Genomic DNA, 15,070 nt, shown 5'->3' with positions numbered 1-15,070 from the left:
CCCGAAGACGGGAACTAGGTAAAGCCTCAGTAAGTTGCATCAGTGGGCTCTACGATCGCGGGGCCTGCTTTCAGACGCATCAACATCGAGGGGCGCACGTTGGCTTTCCAGATGCCGGACCGCGGCGGGAGCCCGTCCGGGCCAAGGATGAGAGTCGGCCGGCCGTCCCGGCGGGCCCGTACCCTGCTCATGACGCTCGGCGTGCTGGCCGTCCTGGCCATGGCGTTCGTCATGTTCGCCGGGTTCTGGACGGACTGGCTCTGGTACCGCTCGGTCAAGTACTCGTCCGTGTTCACGACCACGCTGTGGACCAAGATCGGTCTCTTCGCGGTGTTCGGTCTGCTCATGGGGCTCGCCGTCGGCCTGAACATCTGGCTGGCGTACCGCCTGCGGCCGCCGCTCAGCGCGATGTCCCTGGAGCAGCAGAGCCTCGACCGCTACCGGATGGGTCTCGCCCCGTTCAAGAAGTGGGTGCTCCTCGCGGTCACCGCCCTGGTGGCCCTGATCGCCGGCGCCTCCGCCTCCGGGCAGTGGCGGACCTGGCTGATGTGGGTCAACGGGGTGGAGTTCGGGCAGAAGGACCCGCAGTTCGACCTCGACGTGTCGTTCTACGCGTTCGACCTGCCCTGGTACCGCTTCCTCCTCGCCTTCGGCTTCGGCGCCGCCGTCCTGTCGCTGATCGCCGCCGCGCTCACCCACTACCTGTACGGCGGACTGCGGATCACCAGCCCCGGTGCCCGCGCGACCGCCGCCGCCACCGGCCACCTCTCGGTGCTCCTCGGCGTCTTCGTGTCGCTGAAGGCCGTGGCGTACTGGCTCGACCGGTACGGCCTGGCGGTGAAGTCCAGCGACTTCAAGGCGACCGGCAACTGGACGGGCCTGCGGTACGTCGACGCCAACGCGTACCTGCCGGCGAAGACGATCCTGTTCTGCATCGCCGCGATCTGCGCCGTGCTGTTCTTCGCGACGCTCTGGCGCCGCACCTGGCAGCTGCCGGTGATCGGCTTCGGTCTGATGGTCCTCTCCGCGATCCTGATCGGCGGCCTCTACCCGGCCATCGTGCAGAAGTTCCAGGTCCAGCCGAACGAGCAGGCCAAGGAAGCGCCGTACATCCAGAAGAACATCGACGCGACCCGCAAGGCGTACGCGATCGACTCGACGAAGCCCGAGAACTACTCGGGCAAGTCGACGGTCAAGGCCAAGGACCAGCTGCGCACGGACGCCGACACGGCGGCCGCCTACCGCATCCTCGACCCGAACATCGTGTCGCCGACGTTCCAGCAGCTGGAGCAGAAGCGGAAGTACTACCAGTTCCCGACGACCCTGGACGTGGACCGCTACCAGGGCAAGGACACCGTCGTCGGCCTGCGTGAGCTCAACATCAAGGGCATCCCGAAGCGGAACTGGATCAACGACCACTTCACCTACACCCACGGCTACGGCGCGATCATGGCCTCGGGTACGCAGACGGACGCCAACGGCTCCCCGGTCTTCACCGAGTCCGGACTGCCGACGACCGGCTCGCTCGGCACCTACCAGCAGCGGATCTACTACGGCGAGAAGACCGACCAGTACTCGATCGTGGGCGGCCCGCAGAAGGAGCTGGACTACGAGGAGACCGGCGAGAAGACCACCAGCTACAAGGAGAAGAGCGGCGTCAGCCTCTCCAGCACCTTCAACCGCGCCGCGTACGCGGTGGCCTTCAGCGAGCCGCAGATCCTCTACTCGGGTGCCATCGGCGAGGGCTCGCGGATCCTCTACAACCGCACGCCCAAGGAGCGCGTCGAGGCCGTCGCGCCGTGGCTGACCATCGACGGCGACGCCTACCCGGCGGTCGTCGACGGCCGGATCCAGTGGATCGTCGACGCCTACACGACGACCAACGGCTACCCGTACGCCTCGCGCACCACGCTCGGCGACACCACGGCCGACTCGCTGACCGTCGGCAACCAGCAGCGCACGGTCGTCGCCCAGCAGAACCAGGTCAACTACATCCGCAACTCGGTGAAGGCCACCGTCGACGCCTACGACGGCACGGTGAACCTCTACGAGTGGGACACCCAGGACCCGGTCCTGAAGACCTGGATGAAGGCCTTCCCGGACACGGTCAAGCCGAAGTCCGCCATCGAGGGCGACCTGATGGGGCACCTGCGCTACCCGCAGGACATGTTCAAGGTCCAGCGCGAGCTGCTGACCCGCTACCACGTCACCGACCCCGCGCAGTTCTACAGCGGCTCGGACGCCTGGCAGGTGCCGGACGACCCGACCAACAAGGACGGCAACGCGGTCCCGCCGTACTACCTGAGCATGAAGATGCCCGGGGACACGGCGCAGCGCTTCTCGCTGACGACGACGTTCACGCCGAACGGGCGGCCCAACCTGGGGGCGTTCATGGCCGTCGACGCCGACGCCACCAGCAAGGAGTACGGCAGGCTGAGGCTGCTGCGGGTCACCGAGGACGTGCCCGGCCCGGCGCAGGTGCAGAGCAAGCTCAACGGTCTGCCCTCCGTGGCCACCTTCGTCCGGGACATGAAGGGCGCCGACTCGGACATCCAGTACGGCAACCTGCTGACCGTCCCGCTCGACGGCGGCTTCCTGTACGTGGAGCCGGTGTACGCCCAGGGACGCAACGCGCTGTACCCGCTCCTGAAGAAGGTCGCGGTGTCGTACGTGGACGCGGACCAGCCGGACGGCGACACGACCAAGGACACCACGGTGTTCGAGGACAACCTCACCGCGGCGCTCAACGCGGTCTTCGGAGTGGAGGCGCCGACCCCGCCGACGACCCCGCCGGGCACCACCAAGCCGCCCGGGACCACCACCCCGCCGCCGGCGTCGAACGACGCCGCGCTCCAGCAGGCGATCTCCGACGCCCAGAAGGCGTACGACGCCGGCGAGGCCGCCCTGCAGAAGGGCGACTGGACCGCGTACGGCAAGGCGCAGGAGGACCTGCAGGAGGCCCTCCAGCGGGCCGCGGACGCCGGGGCGAAGCTCAAGACGAGCCCGTCGGGCGGCTGACCTGAGGGTTTCCACTCCGCGTCGTGATACTGTTGGTTCACCGACGCGGGGTGGAGCAGCTCGGTAGCTCGCTGGGCTCATAACCCAGAGGTCGCAGGTTCAAATCCTGTCCCCGCTACTCAGAGGACAAGGGCCCGGATCCATAAGGATCCGGGCCCTTGTCGTGTGTCGGCGTGCCGGGGGGTGCCGAAGAGCGGTAGGGAAGGGGCGAGTTGGCGTGAGGCGTGTTTGACTTGTCTCTCTGTGGGCATGTCGACAAAACGCTGAGTGACCTCACTGGCTGCGGTATACCAGGTGTGCTCGGGTTGCGGGTGGTGCGACGATGGTATTTATGGGGGACAGGGCAACTCTGTTGGAGACAGGGCGGTTTGTGCAGCGGCACGCCAGAAACGCCGCGGACGAGATCATCGAGGCAGTAGGAGCCGTCGATGCGGTCGTCGACACCACCGCCACGACCGGCGCCGGCACCACGGACGCCGAGAACGAGACCGAGACCGAGACCGAGGCCCGGCACCGGCGTGCCGCCGAGCGGGGCGACCTCCCCGCGATGAGCGCCCTCGGCGCGCTGCTGCTGCGCCGAGGCGACCTCGACGGCGCCGAGCCCTACCTGCGTGGCGCCACGGCCGAGGGCGACCGGGCCGCCGCCAACAACCTCGGCGTCCTGCTGCACCAGCGCGGGTACGCCGAGGAGGCCGCCGGCTGGTGGCGGGTCGCCGCCGTCGCCGGCTCCGCGCCCGCCGCCCACGCGCTCGGCCGCCACCACCGCGAGCGCGGCGACGAGCCGGCCGCCGAGTACTGGCTCCGCCAGGCCGCCGAACAGGGCCACGCCCTCGGCGCCTACGCCCTCGCCGACCTCCTGGAGCACCGCAGCGACGTCGGCGCCGAGCGCTGGCTGCGCGCCGCCGCCGAACAGGGCCACCGCGAGGCGGCCTACCGGCTCGCCCTCGCCCTGGAGCGCCGCGCCACCGAGACCGTCCGCGGCCCGCACGAGACCGGCACCCGCCTCCGGGTGCCCGCGGGCGCGGGCCCCGACGCGGTCGCCGGAGCCCCTCCGGCGGGGCCGGCCGTCGGCGAGCCCGGGGGAGAGCCGACCGAGGCCGAGCAGTGGTTCCGGCAGGCCGCCGCGCGCGGACACCGGCGGGCCGCGCTGCACCTCGGCGCGATCCTGGAGCACCGCGGCGAGCTCAAGGAGGCCGGCCGCTGGTACCTCAGCTCCGCCAAGGAGGGCGAGGCCAAGGCCGCCTGCGCCCTCGGCTTCCTGCTGCGCGACGCGGGCGACGAGGAGAGCGCCGCCGTGTGGTGGCTGCGCGCCGCCCAGGACGGCGACGGCAACGCCGCCAACGCCCTGGGCGCCCTGCACGCCGCCCGGGGCGAGCAGCAGACCGCCGAGCGCTGGTACAGGGCCGCCATGGACGCCGGCGACGTCAACGGCGCCTACAACCTCGGGCTGCTCTGCGCCGCCCAGGACCGCATCCCGCAGGCCGAGCAGTGGTACCGCCGGGCCGCCTACGCGGGCCACCGCGAGGCCGCCAACGCGCTCGCCGTCCTGCTGCTCCAGGCCGGCGACGCCAACGGCGCCGAGCCCTGGTTCTCCAAGGCCGCCGAAGCCGGCAGCGTGGACGCCGCCTTCAACCTGGGCATCCTCCACGCCGGCCGCGACGACGACCGCACGGCCCTGGTCTGGTACGAGCGGGCCGCCGCCGCCGGGCACACCGAGGCCGCCCTCCAGGTCGGCATCGCCGCGCTCCGGGACGGCGACGAGCGGACCGCCGAGCGGCACCTGCGCTGCGCGGCCGGCGGCGGCAGCGCCGAGGCCGCCTTCCGGCTCGCCTCGGTACTCGACGCGCGTCGCCCCGAGCCCGGCCCCGCCGTGCTCGGCGCGCCCCGCGAGGAGAAGTCCGAGTGCGAGGAGTGGTACGAGCGGGCCGCCCAGCAGGGGCACCGCCGCGCCCAGGTGCGGGTCGGGATGCTGGCCGCCGGGCGCGGCGACCTCGCCGAGGCCGACCGCTGGTATCGCGAGGCGGCGGAGGCGGGCAGCCGCAACGGCGCCTTCAACCTCGGCCTGCTCCTCGCCCGCGAGGGCAGCGAGCGGGAGGCCGCCCTCTGGTGGACCCGGGCCGCCCGGGCCGGCCACGGCCGCGCCGCGCTCCGGCTCGCGCTGCTCGCGGCGCGCCGCGGCGAGCTCACGGAGGGCCGCCACTGGTGCGCCCGCGCGGTGGAGCTGGGCCCGGCCGAGGTCGCCGAGCGGGCGGCCCGGCTCAGCGAGGCGCTGCACCAGGAGCTCACCGCGTAGCGCTTCGCCGTAATGAATTTGCGCTGGTGACGGGGGACCCGTAAGGTTGGGTTCACCGACGCGGGGTGGAGCAGCTCGGTAGCTCGCTGGGCTCATAACCCAGAGGTCGCAGGTTCAAATCCTGTCCCCGCTACTCAGTAGCAACGAAGGCCCGGATCCGATCACATCGGATCCGGGCCTTCGTCGTGTGTGCGCGTTCGCGTCTGCACGCGGGGGCGTGCGGCGTGCGTGCGGCCTGCGTGTGCGCCTGCCGCGCGTGCGGCGTGCGGACACGAAGGAAGCCCCCGCCGCGGCGGGGGCTTCCTTCGTGCGTGTGTCAGGCGGTGGTGGCGCAGCTGGGGCAGATGCCGCGGTAGGTGACCTCGACGTTCGAGATCGTGAAGCCGAAGCGCTCGGTGTCCGGGAGGTCGGCCATCGGGTCGCCGGCCGGGTGCACGTCGCGGATGGCACCGCACCGGCCGCAGACCAGGTGCTGGTGCGGCCGGTGGGCGTTGGGGTCGTACCGCTTGGCGCGTCCGTCGGTCGCGACCTCGATGACCTCACCGAGGGTGACCATCTCGCCCAGCGTGTTGTAGACGGTCGCGCGCGAGATCTCGGGCAGCCTCGTCACGGCACGTGCGTGGACCTCGTCGGCGGTCAGGTGCACATGGTCCCCGTCGAGGACTTCGGCCACGACACGCCGCTGCGCGGTCATCCGCCAGCCGCGTCCGCGCAGTCGTTCCAACAGGTCACTCATGAGGGCCAGCCTAACAGCCGGGGGAACGGATTCCCGAACGGGTGTGACTTTGGAAGTTCACTTGACTTAGACATTGTCCATTGTAGGATCGAAACCGGCATTGGCCAAGGGTCTCGACAGGGCTCCGGGCCGACGGACAGGACTCGCAGTAATGACGCAGGAGGCGCACGTGACGCAGGGACCGCTCACCACGGAGGCCGGCGCGCCGGTCGCCGACAACCAGAACAGCGAGACGGCGGGCGTCGGCGGTCCGGTCCTCGTCCAGGACCAGCTCCTGCTGGAGAAGCTCGCCCACTTCAACCGCGAGCGCATCCCGGAGCGCGTGGTCCACGCGCGCGGCGCGGGCGCCTACGGCACCTTCACGCTCACCCGCGACGTCTCGCAGTGGACGCGTGCCAAGTTCCTCTCCGAGGTCGGCAAGGAGACCGAGACCTTCCTGCGCTTCTCCACCGTCGCGGGCAACCTCGGCGCGGCCGACGCGGTGCGCGACCCCCGCGGCTGGGCGCTGAAGTTCTACACCGAGGAGGGCAACTACGACCTCGTCGGCAACAACACCCCGGTGTTCTTCATCAAGGACGCCATCAAGTTCCCCGACTTCATCCACACCCAGAAGCGCGACCCCTACTCGGGCTCGCAGGAGGCGGACAACGTCTGGGACTTCTGGGGCCTCTCCCCGGAGTCGACCCACCAGGTCACGTGGCTCTTCGGCGACCGCGGCATCCCCGCCTCGTACCGCCACATGAACGGCTACGGCTCGCACACGTTCCAGTGGAACAACGAGGCCGGCGAGGTCTTCTGGGTCAAGTACCACTTCAAGACCGACCAGGGCATCAAGAACCTCACCCAGGACGAGGCCAATCGCCTCGCCGGCGAGGACCCGGACTCGCACCAGCGCGACCTGCGCGAGGCCATCGAGCGCGGCGACTTCCCGACCTGGACCGTGCAGGTCCAGATCATGCCCGCGGCGGACGCGGCGAACTACCGCTTCAACCCGTTCGACCTCACCAAGGTGTGGCCGCACGAGGACTACCCGCCGATCGAGATCGGCAAGCTGGAGCTCAACCGCAACCCGGAGAACATCTTCGCCGAGGTCGAGCAGTCCATCTTCTCCCCGGCGCACTTCGTGCCCGGCATCGGCCCGTCGCCGGACAAGATGCTCCAGGGCCGCCTCTTCGCCTACGGCGACGCCCACCGCTACCGCGTCGGCATCAACGCCGACCACCTGCCGGTGAACCGCCCGCACGCCACCGAGGCGCGCACCCACTCGCGTGACGGCCACCTCTACGACGGCCGCCACAAGGGCGCGAAGAACTACGAGCCGAACAGCTTCGGCGGCCCGCACCAGACGGACCGGCCGCTGTGGCAGCCGACCGCCGTGTCCGGCGTCACCGGCGACCACGCCGCTCCCTCGCACGCCGAGGACGGCGACTTCGTCCAGGCGGGCAACCTCTACCGCCTGATGTCGGAGGACGAGAAGGGCCGCCTGGTCGCGAACCTGGCCGGCTTCATCGCCAAGGTCTCCCGCGACGACATCGCCGAGCGGGCGATCGACAACTTCCGCCAGGCGGACGGTGACTTCGGCAAGCGGCTCGACGCCGCGGTCCAGGCCCTGCGCGGCTGAGGGCGCTTGCCGTAGGCAGAGGGCGGGCCGGATCTCCGTACGGGGACCCGGCCCGCTCTCGTGTCATCCGGCGGGCCCGCTCACCCGGCCACGCTGTGCACCGGGATCCAGCAGCGGATGATGTCGCGGACGGAGACGATGCCGACCGGCCCCCGGTCGTCGAGGACCACCAGGTGGCGGAAGCCGCCGTGCGTCATGGCCTCGGCGGCCTCGGCCAGGGTCCAGGTCGGCGCGGCGAAGACGACGTCGCGCGTGGTGTGGGAGCCCGCGGTCTCGAGGTCGGGATCCTGGTCCAGGGCGAGGGAGTTGAGGATGTCGCGCTCGGTGAGGATCCCGAGCCCGCCGGCGTCGGTGTCGAGGACGACGGCCGCGCCGACGCGGCGCGCCGACATCAGCCGGGCCGCCTGTCGGAGGGTGTGTGCGGGGCCGATGGTGAGGACCACGGTGCTCATGGCGTCACGGACGAGCATGGACGGAGCCACCTCCTTGGTGAACCTTCAAGAAGAAGGGATTCACAAGTTCACAAGTGGGGGGACTCTCAGAGTGGCACCGGGGGAGAAGGCCGACAAGGGGGCGCGCGAGGCGCCCCCGGTGGTGCGGCGGCGCGATCAGTCCTGCGCGGCCTGCTGGTTGAGGTAGCTCAGGAGCTCGCCGTGGAGGAGGCCGTTGGACGCCGCGGCGTTGCCGCTGTGGGGGCCGTGCCGCCCGTCCAGGCCGGTGTAGGTGCCGCCGGCCTCCTGGACCACGATCGCCACCGCGGCCATGTCCCACAGGGAGAGCTCCGGTTCGGCGCAGATGTCCACGGAGCCCTCGGCGACCATCATGTACGGCCAGAAGTCGCCGTACGCGCGGGTCCGCCAGCACGCGCGCGTGAGGTCCAGGAAGCCGTCGAGCCGGCCCTGCTCCTCCCAGCCGCTGATCGAGGAGTACGCGAAGGAGGCGTCCTCCAGGGACGCGACCTTCGACACCCCGAGCCGGGTCGCCGAGGCGAGGCTGCGGCCCGTGTACGCGCCGCTGCCCTTCGCGGCCCACCAGCGACGGCCGAGCGCCGGGGCCGACACCACGCCGACGACGGGCTGGAAGCCGGTCTCCCCGGCCTCCATCAACGCGATCAGGGTCGCCCAGACGGGCACCCCGCGCACGTAGTTCTTCGTGCCGTCGATCGGGTCGATCACCCAGCGGCGCGGGCCCGAGCCCTCCACGCCGTACTCCTCGCCCAGGATCGCGTCACGGGGCCTGGCGCGCTGGAGCTGGCCGCGGATCAGCTCCTCCGCGGCCTTGTCGGCCTCGCTCACCGGGGTCATGTCCGGCTTGGTCTCGACCTGGAGGTCGAGTGCCTGGAATCGGTCCATGGTGGCCGCGTCGGCGGCATCCGCGAGGACGTGGGCGAGACGCAGATCATCGTGGTAATCGGCCATGGTCGGCACTCTATCCCCGCGGCGGGAACGCGCGGAGAACCGTCCACGGGGGCTCCGCGCCCGGCCCTCCCGAGCCCCTTGACAGGGGGTGGGCGGCTGTCGACGCTGGGCGGAGAACCGTTCCCTCCCGGAGGTGACGATGGCGCACGCCCGCGACGCCCTGCTCGACGCCGCACTGGCCGCGCTCACCGACCGGCCCTGGTCCGCGATCCGCATGGCCGACCTCGCCGCCGCCGCGCGGGTCTCCCGGCAGACGCTCTACAACGAGTTCGGCAGCAAGGAGGGGCTCGCCCGCGCGCTGGTGCGCCGGGAGGCCGACACCTACCTCCAGGGCGTCCGCGCGCTGCTCGCCGCCCCGGCCCCGCCCGGCCGGAACGTCGTCGCCGTCGCCGAGTGGATCGTCGCCAGGGCCGCCGTCCGCCCGCTCCTGCGGGCCCTGCTCACCGGCGCCTGGAACGAGCGGCTGCCCGAACCCCGGCCGGCCAGGCCCGGCGCCCGGCCCGCCCCCGTACCGGCCCAGCGGCGCGCCGACGCCGGGCCGCCCGCGCCCGGCGAACTCGTGGCGCAGACCGCGGCCTGCGCCGGGGAGCGCTGGGCGGCCGGCTGCGAACTCGCCGTACGGATCGCGCTCAGCCACGTCGTCGCACCGCCGCCGATGGACACCGGGGGCGCCGGGCCGGACGGGCGGAGCCGCGAGCGGGCGGGTCAGTGCGCCGAGCCGGAGAGCTGGAGCCCGATGACCCCCGCGATGACCAGGCTGATCGAGACGATCTTGAGCGTGGAGACCACGTCGCCCAGGAAGACCATGCCGTAGATCGCCGTCCCGGCGGCGCCGATCCCCGTCCACACCGCGTACGCCGGGCCCACGTCCAGCTTCCGCAGCGCGAGGGTGAGGAGGCCGAAGCTGCCGAGGGCGAACACCGCGAAGGCGATCGTCGGCCACAGCCGGGTGAAACCGTGCGAGAGCTTCAGGCAGACCGCGAAACCCGTCTCCAGGAGCCCCGCGACCACCACCAGCAGCCACGCCATCGTCAGTGCCTCCCACGCCGTCGGTGACTGCTTCGTCGGACTTGGTGCGATTATGCACTTACCGGCTGCGAGCAGGCGCAAACGCCGGGGGCTCAGTCGCCTTCGCGTCGCTCCCGGGTCGCGAGCAGCCGCCGCAGCGACACCAGCCGCGCCGGATCGGCGTGCCCCTCCGCCACGTACGCGTCGAGCGCGCAGTCCGGCTCGTCGTGGCTGCACGCGCGCGGGCAGTTCTCCGTGCCCGGCTCCAGGTCGGGGAAGGCGTGGATGACCCGCGACGGGTCGACGTGGTGCAGGCCGAAGGAGCGCACGCCCGGGGTGTCGATGACCCAGCCGCCCTCCTTGTCGTTGAGCGGCAGGGCGAGCGCCGAGGTGGTGGTGTGCCGGCCGCGGCCGGTGACCGCGTTGACCACGCCGGTCGTACGCCGCCGCTCCGGCGGGACCAGGGCGTTGACCAGGGTCGTCTTGCCGACGCCGGAGTGGCCCACGAACGCGGTCGTCCGGCCCTTGAGGTGCTCGTGGACCCGCTCGGCGGCCACCCCGTCGACGAACTCGTCGCGGGTGGTGACCACGTACGGCACGCCCAGCGCCCCGTACATCTCCAGGAGCGCGTCCGGCGGCGCCAGGTCCGACTTGGTCAGGACGAGGAGCGGGGAGAGCCCGCCGTCGTAGGCGGCGACCAGGCAGCGGTCGATCAGCCGGGGCCGCGGCTCGGGGTCGGCGAGCGCCGTGACGATCGCCAGCTGGTCGGCGTTGGCGACGACCACCCGCTCGTACGGGTCGTCGTCGTCGGCCGTGCGGCGGAGCACCGAGCTGCGCTCGCCGATCCGCACGATCCGGGCCAGGGTGTCCTTCTCGCCGGAGAGGTCGCCGACGATCGAGACCCGGTCGCCGACCACGGCGGCCTTGCGGCCCAGTTCGCGCGCCTTCATCGCCGTCACGATCCGGTCGTCGACCAGACAGGTCAGCCGGCCGCGGTCCACGGTGAGGACCATGCCCTCGACGGCGTCCTCGTGCTTGGGGCGGATGGTCGTGCGGGGACGGGTGCCCTTGCGGTTGGGCCGCTGGCGGATGTCGTCCTCGTCGGTGTGCTTGCCGTAACGCCGCATGACTCAGACCCCGAGCATTTCGGTCCACATCCCCGGGAAGTCCGGCAAGGTCTTCGCCGTCGTCGCCACGTCCTCGATCAGCACGCCCTCGACCGCGAGGCCGATGAGCGCGCCCGCCGTCGCCATGCGGTGGTCGTGGTACGTGTGGAAGACGCCGCCGCGCAGCGGGCGCGGGCGGATGTGGAGACCGTCCTCGGTCTCGGTCACGTCGCCGCCCAGCCCGTTGATCTCCTTGGTCAGGGCCGCCAGGCGGTCCGTCTCGTGGAGCCGCAGGTGGGCCACGCCGCGCAGGGTGGAGGGGGAGTCCGCGAGGGCCGCGAGCGCCGCGATGCCCGGGGTCAGCTCGCCGACCTCGCCGAGGTCGACGTCGATGCCGTGGATCCGGCCCGTGCCGGTGAAGGTCAGGCCCGCGGCGGTCAGCTCGCAGGAGCCACCCATCTCGGTGAAGATCCGGCGCAGCTCGTCACCCGGCTGGGTGGTCCGCTCCGGCCAGTCGGGGATCGTCACCCGGCCGCCGGTGACCAGCGCGGCCGCCAGGAACGGCTGCGCGTTCGACAGGTCCGGCTCGACGACCAGGTCCCGGCCGCGCAGCGCGGAGGGCGCCACCCGCCACACGTTCGGCTCGCCGCCGTGCTCGGGCTCGTCGACCTTGGCGCCGACCGCGCGCAGCATGTCGACGGTCATCCGGATGTGCGGGAGCGAGGGGAGCCGGTCGCCCACGTGCCGCACCTCGACGCCCTGGTTGAAGCGGGGCGCGGACAGCAGCAGCGCGCTGACGAACTGGGAGGACGAGGAGGCGTCGATCTCGACCGTGCCGCCGTCCAGGCCGCCGGCGCCGTGCACGGTCAGGGGCAGCGCGCCCCGGCCGTCGTCGTCGATCCGGGCGCCGAGCCCGCGGAGGGCGTCGATGACGCCGTGCAGCGGGCGCTCGTGGGAGCGGGGGTCGCCGTCGAAGCGCACCGGGCCGTCGGCGAGCGCCGCGACCGGGGGCAGGAAGCGCATGACCGTGCCGGCGTTGCCGACGTCGACGGCCGCGGGGCCGCGCAGCGGCGAGGGGATGATCCGCCAGGCCTCGCCCGACCCGTCGGGTCCCACCCCCTCCTCGATCTTCACGCCGAGGGTGCGGAGCGCCTCGGCCATCAGGAGGGTGTCGCGGGAGCGCAGCGGGCGGCGCAGCCAGCCGGGCTCGGAGGCGAGCGCGGCGAGCACCAGGGCCCGGTTGGTGACCGACTTCGATCCGGGCACGGTGACGGTCGCGTCGACGGCGCCGCGGGCGTACGGGGCGGGCCAGAGGTCGGCGGGCGGGTCGGTGTGCGCGGAAGCTGCTGCGGTCATGTCCTCACTGTACGGGGGTGTCAGAAGCGCACGAGCCAGCGGCAGCCGCCGATCAGGCAGCAGATCGAGACGGTGTGGAAGAAGAGGAGCCACACCCCGGCGGGCACGTGGGTGAGGCCCGCGAGCTGGTCCGCGTCCGAGTCGGGGGCGCCGCCGCGGCGCCGCTTCGCCTGGAGTTCGAAGGCCGGCCGGACGCCGCCGAGGAGCAGGAACCACACCACCGCGTAGGCGAAGACCGACTGGACGTCGGGGCCGGTCAGCCAGGAGACGAGGAGGAAGGCGGCGCCCGTCAGGACGACGGTGAGGATCCCGAACGCGTTGCGGACCATCACCAGCAGGGCGAGGAGCAGCGCGGTCGCCGCCCACAGCAGCAGCGTGACGTGGCCGGTGCCGAGCAGCGCGGCGCCGCCGAGGCCGAGCAGCGGGGCGGCCGGGTATCCGGCGGCCAGGGTGAGGACCACCCCGACGCCGGTCGGGCGGCCGCGGGTCACGGTCAGCCCGCTGGTGTCCGAGTGCAGCCGGATCGCCTCCAGGCGGCGGCCGGTGGCGAGGGCGACGAGTCCGTGGCCGCCCTCGTGGGCGATCGTGATCGCGTTGCGGGCCGGCAGCCACAGGGTGCGGAAGACGACCAGGGTCAGCGCGCAGGCGGCGGTGACCCAGACGATCCACTGGTCGGGGGCGGGCTGGGTGCCGAGGATTTCGGTCATTTGGCGGACGGCTCCTCGGTGGTGTGCGGATCGTGGCAGTGTGGCACGTATGTGCGGACGGTTTGCATCGAGTCGGCGGCCCGAGGACCTCGTCGGGCTCTTCGGGGTGGAGAAGTGGGAGCCGGAGGAGACTCTGGCGCCCGACTGGAACGTGGCGCCCACCAAACAGGTCTGGGCGGTCCTCGAACGCCCTGTGAAAGACGCGGGATCCCCGCGTCCGGTTCGCCAGCTGCGCGCGCTGAGATGGGGACTCGTGCCGTCCTGGGCGAAGTCGCCGGAGGGCGCGGCCCGGATGATCAACGCGCGGGCGGAGACCGTCCACGAGAAGCCGTCCTTCAGGCGCGCGTTCACGTCCCGCCGGTGCATCCTGCCCGCCGACGGCTACTACGAGTGGGTGACGGGCACGGCGGAGCGCGACCTGGAGGTGGAGGGGAAGAAGAAGCGGCCGCGCAAGCAGCCGTACTTCGTGACCCCGGCCGACGGCTCGGTCTTCGCGATGGCGGGGCTCTACGAGTTCTGGCGGGACGGTTCGCTGCCCGCCGAGCACCCGTCCGCCTGGTGGGCGACCTGCTCGGTGATCACCACCGAGGCCGAGACCGGACCGCTGGGCGTGGCGCCGGCCGAGGGCCCGCGCTCGCTCCACGACATCCACCCCCGGATGCCGCTGATGCTGACGGAGGAGCGCTGGGACGCCTGGCTCGACCCGGCGCGCACGGACCCGGAGGAGCTGCGGAGCCTGCTCGCCCCGCCGCCGGAGGGCCTGATGCGGGCCTACCCGGTCGCCACGGCCGTCAGCAACGTCCGCAACAACGGCCCCGAGCTCCTGGAGGAGCTGTCGGGGCCCGAGGTCGGCACGCTGTTCTGAGCGCGCCCCGGGACGCCTCCGGTGAGCGCCCCGGGACGCCCCCGGGACGGCAGGATGGGGGCGTGACCAAGGACGTGACACCGTACGAGCGCGAGACCGTTTCCACCGACGCCGGGGAGGCGCGCGTCACCTGGTACGAGGGGACGCGGCCGTGGACCGTCCTCGCCCTCGGCCACGGCGCGGGCGGCGGCGTCGAGGCCCGCGACCTCCAGGCGCTGGCGGGCGCGCTGCCCGCGCACGGGGTGACCGTCGCCCTCGTCGAGCAGCCGTGGCGGGTCGCCGGCAAGAAGGTCGCGCCCGCGCCGAAGACCCTCGACACCGGCTGGCGCGCCCTCTGGCCCGCCCTCGCCCGGCCCGGCCTCCCGGTGATCGCGGGCGGCCGCAGCGCCGGAGCCCGGGTCGTCTGCCGGACCGGGCGGGAGCTGGGCGCCACGGCCGTCCTCGCGCTGAGCTTCCCGCTGCACCCGCCGGGCAGGCCGGAGCGCTCCCGCGCCGACGAGCTCCTCGGCACCGGACTGCCCACCCTCGTCGTCCAGGGCGGCAACGACCCCTTCGGGCGGCCCGAGGAGTACCCGGACGGGCCGTACGAGCTCGTGGAGATCCCGTACGGGGACCACGGCTTCGCGCTGCCCAAGCGGGCGCCGCTCGGCCAGGAGGAGGCGCTCGCCCTGCTGGTGGACGGGGTCGCCGGGTGGATCGCGGGACTCCGCTGACCGCCGCCCGGAACCGGGAATGCCGAACGGGGGGCCGTGGTTGTTCGGTGCGTCGGTGTGAGAGCAAGGAAGAGGGAGTCCGTCGCATGGGTTCGACCATCTGCCCGGAGCGCGCGCAGGCCGCTGACCTCGACTGGACAGTGCTGCCCGCGCCCAAGGCCGCCCCGATTCGGGCGGCGGGCGGAGTGCTTCCTCGTCTATCCTCCGAAACGAGCGGGTCCGCCCCCGG

At 72.5% G+C, this 15,070-nt stretch carries 13 protein-coding genes and 2 tRNA genes; 8 read left to right on the top strand and 7 right to left on the bottom strand.

Features of this window, described 5'->3' with window-relative positions; translation table 11 throughout:
• Positions 1 to 111 precede the first annotated feature (111 nt).
• The 4 genes from ACIQFX_RS34590 (at position 112) to ACIQFX_RS34575 (ending at position 5,444) form a co-directional block, all read left to right on the top strand.
• Positions 112 to 3,018 (top strand): UPF0182 family protein, encoded by a 2,907-nt coding sequence (locus ACIQFX_RS34590; RefSeq protein WP_402471621.1) that lies wholly within the window; start codon positions 112 to 114, stop codon positions 3,016 to 3,018.
• A gap of 44 nt (positions 3,019 to 3,062) precedes the next feature.
• Positions 3,063 to 3,136: transfer RNA gene (locus ACIQFX_RS34585), tRNA-Met, on the top strand.
• A 204-nt stretch (positions 3,137 to 3,340) separates the two neighbouring features.
• On the top strand, positions 3,341 to 5,311 hold the full coding sequence (locus ACIQFX_RS34580; RefSeq protein ID WP_402471478.1) for a sel1 repeat family protein: 1,971 nt from the start codon (positions 3,341 to 3,343) through the stop codon (positions 5,309 to 5,311).
• 59 nt (positions 5,312 to 5,370) lie between these two features.
• Positions 5,371 to 5,444: transfer RNA gene (locus ACIQFX_RS34575), tRNA-Met, on the top strand.
• A gap of 183 nt (positions 5,445 to 5,627) precedes the next feature.
• Here ACIQFX_RS34575 and ACIQFX_RS34570 read toward each other — a convergent pair.
• Complete coding sequence (locus ACIQFX_RS34570) at positions 5,628 to 6,047, bottom strand: Fur family transcriptional regulator (RefSeq protein WP_150266252.1); 420 nt, start codon at positions 6,045 to 6,047, stop codon at positions 5,628 to 5,630.
• A gap of 151 nt (positions 6,048 to 6,198) precedes the next feature.
• Between ACIQFX_RS34570 and ACIQFX_RS34565 the strand changes: the two genes are divergently transcribed.
• On the top strand, positions 6,199 to 7,668 hold the full coding sequence (locus ACIQFX_RS34565; RefSeq protein WP_402471474.1) for a catalase: 1,470 nt from the start codon (positions 6,199 to 6,201) through the stop codon (positions 7,666 to 7,668).
• A gap of 80 nt (positions 7,669 to 7,748) precedes the next feature.
• Here ACIQFX_RS34565 and ACIQFX_RS34560 read toward each other — a convergent pair whose 3' ends face one another.
• Entirely contained in the window at positions 7,749 to 8,138 is a 390-nt protein-coding gene (locus tag ACIQFX_RS34560; protein ID WP_402471473.1) for a cyclic nucleotide-binding/CBS domain-containing protein, read from the bottom strand.
• A 138-nt stretch (positions 8,139 to 8,276) separates the two neighbouring features.
• Complete coding sequence (hisN, locus tag ACIQFX_RS34555; protein WP_376487620.1) at positions 8,277 to 9,086, bottom strand: histidinol-phosphatase; 810 nt, start codon at positions 9,084 to 9,086, stop codon at positions 8,277 to 8,279.
• Positions 9,087 to 9,225: 139 nt separating this feature from the next.
• Here hisN and ACIQFX_RS34550 point away from each other — a divergent pair, with 139 nt between their 5' ends.
• Positions 9,226 to 9,900 (top strand): TetR/AcrR family transcriptional regulator, encoded by a 675-nt coding sequence (locus ACIQFX_RS34550; protein ID WP_402471618.1) that lies wholly within the window; start codon positions 9,226 to 9,228, stop codon positions 9,898 to 9,900.
• Here ACIQFX_RS34550 and ACIQFX_RS34545 read toward each other — a convergent pair.
• The 4 genes from ACIQFX_RS34545 to ACIQFX_RS34530 form a co-directional block, all read right to left on the bottom strand.
• Positions 9,792 to 10,115, bottom strand: coding sequence for a DMT family transporter (locus tag ACIQFX_RS34545; RefSeq protein ID WP_402471470.1), 324 nt, complete (start codon positions 10,113 to 10,115; stop codon positions 9,792 to 9,794). The two genes, ACIQFX_RS34550 and ACIQFX_RS34545, sit on opposite strands and share 109 nt — an antisense overlap.
• Before the next feature lie 92 nt (positions 10,116 to 10,207).
• Positions 10,208 to 11,221, bottom strand: a complete 1,014-nt coding sequence (gene rsgA / locus ACIQFX_RS34540) for a ribosome small subunit-dependent GTPase A (RefSeq protein ID WP_402471468.1) — start codon at positions 11,219 to 11,221, stop codon at positions 10,208 to 10,210.
• Between the two features lie 3 nt (positions 11,222 to 11,224).
• Positions 11,225 to 12,556, bottom strand: a complete 1,332-nt coding sequence (gene aroA / locus ACIQFX_RS34535) for a 3-phosphoshikimate 1-carboxyvinyltransferase (protein WP_402471465.1) — start codon at positions 12,554 to 12,556, stop codon at positions 11,225 to 11,227.
• Between the two features lie 20 nt (positions 12,557 to 12,576).
• The gene (locus tag ACIQFX_RS34530; RefSeq protein WP_402471463.1) at positions 12,577 to 13,263 is read right to left on the bottom strand and encodes a M50 family metallopeptidase; all 687 of its coding nucleotides are present in this window, start codon (positions 13,261 to 13,263) and stop codon (positions 12,577 to 12,579) included.
• Between the two features lie 49 nt (positions 13,264 to 13,312).
• Between ACIQFX_RS34530 and ACIQFX_RS34525 the strand changes: the two genes are divergently transcribed.
• Together ACIQFX_RS34525 and ACIQFX_RS34520 are read left to right on the top strand one after the other, a co-directional pair.
• On the top strand, positions 13,313 to 14,128 hold the full coding sequence (locus tag ACIQFX_RS34525; protein WP_402471460.1) for an SOS response-associated peptidase: 816 nt from the start codon (positions 13,313 to 13,315) through the stop codon (positions 14,126 to 14,128).
• 62 nt (positions 14,129 to 14,190) lie between these two features.
• Entirely contained in the window at positions 14,191 to 14,841 is a 651-nt protein-coding gene (locus tag ACIQFX_RS34520) for an alpha/beta family hydrolase (protein WP_402471458.1), read from the top strand.
• Positions 14,842 to 15,070: the final 229 nt, after the last annotated feature.

The organism is Streptomyces sp. NPDC093089 (assembly GCF_044754405.1).
GTDB lineage: Bacteria > Actinomycetota > Actinomycetes > Streptomycetales > Streptomycetaceae > Streptomyces.
The sequence above is the reverse complement of the archived record's forward strand: the minus strand, read 5'-3'. Positions and strand labels throughout refer to the sequence as shown.

Coding starts and splice junctions, on each gene's coding strand:
- ACIQFX_RS34565 (WP_402471474.1), top strand. CDS start 6,199: ATGACGCAGGAGGCGCACGTGACGCAGGGACCGCTCACCACGGAGGCC.
- ACIQFX_RS34545 (WP_402471470.1), bottom strand. CDS start 10,115: ATGGCGTGGCTGCTGGTGGTGGTCGCGGGGCTCCTGGAGACGGGTTTC.
- ACIQFX_RS34570 (WP_150266252.1), bottom strand. CDS start 6,047: ATGAGTGACCTGTTGGAACGACTGCGCGGACGCGGCTGGCGGATGACC.
- hisN (WP_376487620.1), bottom strand. CDS start 9,086: ATGGCCGATTACCACGATGATCTGCGTCTCGCCCACGTCCTCGCGGAT.
- ACIQFX_RS34530 (WP_402471463.1), bottom strand. CDS start 13,263: ATGACCGAAATCCTCGGCACCCAGCCCGCCCCCGACCAGTGGATCGTC.
- ACIQFX_RS34580 (WP_402471478.1), top strand. CDS start 3,341: ATGGTATTTATGGGGGACAGGGCAACTCTGTTGGAGACAGGGCGGTTT.
- aroA (WP_402471465.1), bottom strand. CDS start 12,556: ATGACCGCAGCAGCTTCCGCGCACACCGACCCGCCCGCCGACCTCTGG.
- rsgA (WP_402471468.1), bottom strand. CDS start 11,221: ATGCGGCGTTACGGCAAGCACACCGACGAGGACGACATCCGCCAGCGG.
- ACIQFX_RS34560 (WP_402471473.1), bottom strand. CDS start 8,138: ATGCTCGTCCGTGACGCCATGAGCACCGTGGTCCTCACCATCGGCCCC.
- ACIQFX_RS34550 (WP_402471618.1), top strand. CDS start 9,226: ATGGCGCACGCCCGCGACGCCCTGCTCGACGCCGCACTGGCCGCGCTC.
- ACIQFX_RS34525 (WP_402471460.1), top strand. CDS start 13,313: ATGTGCGGACGGTTTGCATCGAGTCGGCGGCCCGAGGACCTCGTCGGG.
- ACIQFX_RS34590 (WP_402471621.1), top strand. CDS start 112: ATGCCGGACCGCGGCGGGAGCCCGTCCGGGCCAAGGATGAGAGTCGGC.